This is a genomic window from Streptomyces sp. MB09-02B (assembly GCF_033794485.1).
In the GTDB taxonomy this organism is placed as follows: Bacteria; Actinomycetota; Actinomycetes; order Streptomycetales; family Streptomycetaceae; genus Streptomyces.
Genome location: NZ_JARGEE010000714.1, coordinates 1 through 2,630, shown reverse-complemented (window position 1 = coordinate 2,630; position 2,630 = coordinate 1). Strand labels below are relative to the sequence as shown.

Below are 2,630 nucleotides of genomic sequence, written 5' to 3'. Positions count from 1 at the left end.
GCGTATCCCCGGCGCCCGTCCCCCGCTTACCATGCGCCCAGTCGTACGTCAGTTCCCCTCTGCCGCCGCAAGGAGTATCCGTACCCGTGGCCACACCCCCGCCCTTCGGGCCCCAGCCGCCTCCCGGAGGTGGCCCGTTCCCGCCGCCGGGGCAGCCGCAGGCAGGGGGTGGGCAGCCGTATCCGTACGGGGCGGTCGCCGAACCCTGGGGCCGGGCCTGGGGGCAGCCGTATCCGGCGTGGACGCCCACCCCGCCCGTCAACGGGCTCGCGATCGCCGCGCTCGTGCTCGGGGTGCTCTGCTTCCTGCCGGGGATCGGGTTGGTCCTGGGCGTCCTCGCGCTGGTGCAGATCAGGAGGAAGGGGGAGCGCGGCAAGGGCATGGCGGTGGCCGGAATCGTGCTGTCGACGGTCGGCGCGCTGCTGATGACCCTCGCCCTCACCACGGGCGGCGCGCGCGACGCGTACGACGGCTTCCGCGACGCGGCGGGCGGCGCGGGTGGCACGTTCTCGGTGGCGAAGGGCGAGTGCTTCGACTCGCGCAGCGACTCCCTGGAGGGGTACGCGTACGACGTCGACATCGTGCCGTGCGACGGCCGGCACGACGCCGAGGTGTTCGCCGGCTTCGCGATGCCCGAGGACGACGGCGGGGGCCGTGACTTCCCGGGTGACGACGCGATGACCGACGTCGCCGACGACCGGTGCGACGAGTACTCGAAGGCGTACGCGATGGACGCCTGGGCGCTCCCTGTCGACGTCGACATCTACTACTTCGTACCCACGCGGGAGAGCTGGCGGTACGGCGACCGCGAGATCACCTGCATGTTCGGCAACGTGGACCCGGGGGCCCATCTCACGGGCTCGCTGCGGCAGGACGAGACGACGCTCGACGACGACCAGTTCGCCTTCCTGGAGGCCGACGCGATCCTGAACGGCGCCTTCGACACCATGCCCGAGACGGAGTACGTCGAGGACGACCTGGCCGGGCACAAGAAGTGGGCGTCACAGGTGGCCGACGCCCTGGAGCGGCAGGCGGCCGCCCTGCGCGCGCATGACTGGGAGCCCGCCGTCGAACAGGAGGTAGCCGACTACGCCGAGGCCCTGGACGAGGCGCGCGAGGAGTGGGAGGCGGCGCACGAGGCGAGCGACGCCGAGGACTTCAACGAGCACTGGGACGCGGCGCACCGGCAGACAGACGGCACCCTGGCCATCACCGCGCGCAAGGCTCTGGGGCTGGCCACCGGACCGCCGGCGGACGACGACGGGGGCACCGACGCTGGCGAGGGCGAGGACGGGCCCGGCACGGAGGTGTGATCGCGCCCATAGTGGGGAGAAAGCGCCTGCGTAAAGCCCTCCCCGGGTGCATGTCATCACATCGAGTGATTCTCTGGCCTTTGCTTGCATGGCTGAACCCACGGTTGCCACGCTGTTGCTGTCTGTACATCCAGATGGGAGCGGCCAGTGACTTTCGGTGAGCAGCCGGCGTACTTGCGTGTCGCGGGTGATCTCCGCAGGAAGATCGTGAACGGATCGCTGCCGCCGCACACCCGCCTCCCCTCCCAGGCCCGGATCCGCGAGGAGTACGGCGTCTCGGACACGGTCGCGCTGGAGGCCCGCAAGGTGCTCATGGCCGAGGGGCTGGTGGAAGGTCGCTCGGGGTCGGGCACCTATGTGCGAGAGCGGCCGGTGCCGCGCAGGGTCGCCCGTTCCGGGTTCCGGCCCGCCGGGGGTGCCACGCCCTTCCGGCAGGAGCAGGCCGACGGCGCGGCGCGCGGCACCTGGGACTCGCGCAGCGAGCAGGTCGAGGCGGGGCGGACGATCGCGGAGCGGCTCGCGATCGAGCCCGGCGACCGCGTGATGTGCACGAGGTACACCTTCCGGGACGCGGGCGAGACGATGATGCTCTCCACCTCCTGGGAGCCCCTCGCCGTCACCGGCCGCACCCCCGTGATGCTCCCCGAGGAGGGGCCCCTCGGCGGTATGGGTGTCGTCGAGCGCATGGCGGCCATCGACGTCGTCGTGGACAACGTCACCGAGGAGGTCGGTGCCCGTCCCGGTCTGTCCGACGAACTGCTCGCGCTCGGCGGCGTCCCCGGGCATGTCGTCCTGGTCGTCCACCGCACGTACTTCGCCTCCGGGCGCCCGGTGGAGACGGCGGACGTGGTGGTGCCGGCGGACCGTTACCAGGTGGCGTACCACCTGCCGGTGAAGTGAGGCCGGGGCGCCGCCCGTTCGGGGATCCGGCTGCTACCGCGTGTATCGGACGGTGGCGTGGGCATGGGTCAAGTGGCCCTTGCCGAAGGGAAGTTGCAGCCGGTCACAGCCTTGGGGGAAGCGTCCGAACGTAGTTCGAATTCGGTCGTTCTTGGCGGCGGGCGGTCATGGCGCCCGGTAGGTGCTCGTTTCGCGCGAAGGGCGCGAGACCGCTGCTCGTCGGTGCGTTGGGGGGCGCGCGGGTGGTGATCGGCGGCGCGTTCGACGGGGTGCGCCCTCCTCGTCCTGGCTGGTTGCGTACCTCTTTGTGAGAAGTCGGATTCGCTGTGTGAAGGTTGGGCGTACGCTCGGGCATATGCGGATTGCGGTTTCCTTAGGTGGCGGGGCGCGACGGCATCCGGGGGCGGGACCTGGAGG

The 2,630-nt window shown here is 71.3% G+C and carries 2 protein-coding genes; both read left to right on the top strand.

The window, feature by feature from the left end; translation table 11 throughout:
- Positions 1–86: 86 nt before the first annotated feature.
- Positions 87–1,313 (top strand): DUF4190 domain-containing protein, encoded by a 1,227-nt coding sequence (locus P1P70_RS43210; RefSeq protein ID WP_319247774.1) that lies wholly within the window; start codon positions 87–89, stop codon positions 1,311–1,313.
- Positions 1,314–1,460: 147 nt separating this feature from the next.
- Entirely contained in the window at positions 1,461–2,213 is a 753-nt protein-coding gene (locus P1P70_RS43205) for a GntR family transcriptional regulator (RefSeq protein WP_319247772.1), read from the top strand.
- The last annotated feature ends 417 nt before the right edge of the window (positions 2,214–2,630 follow it).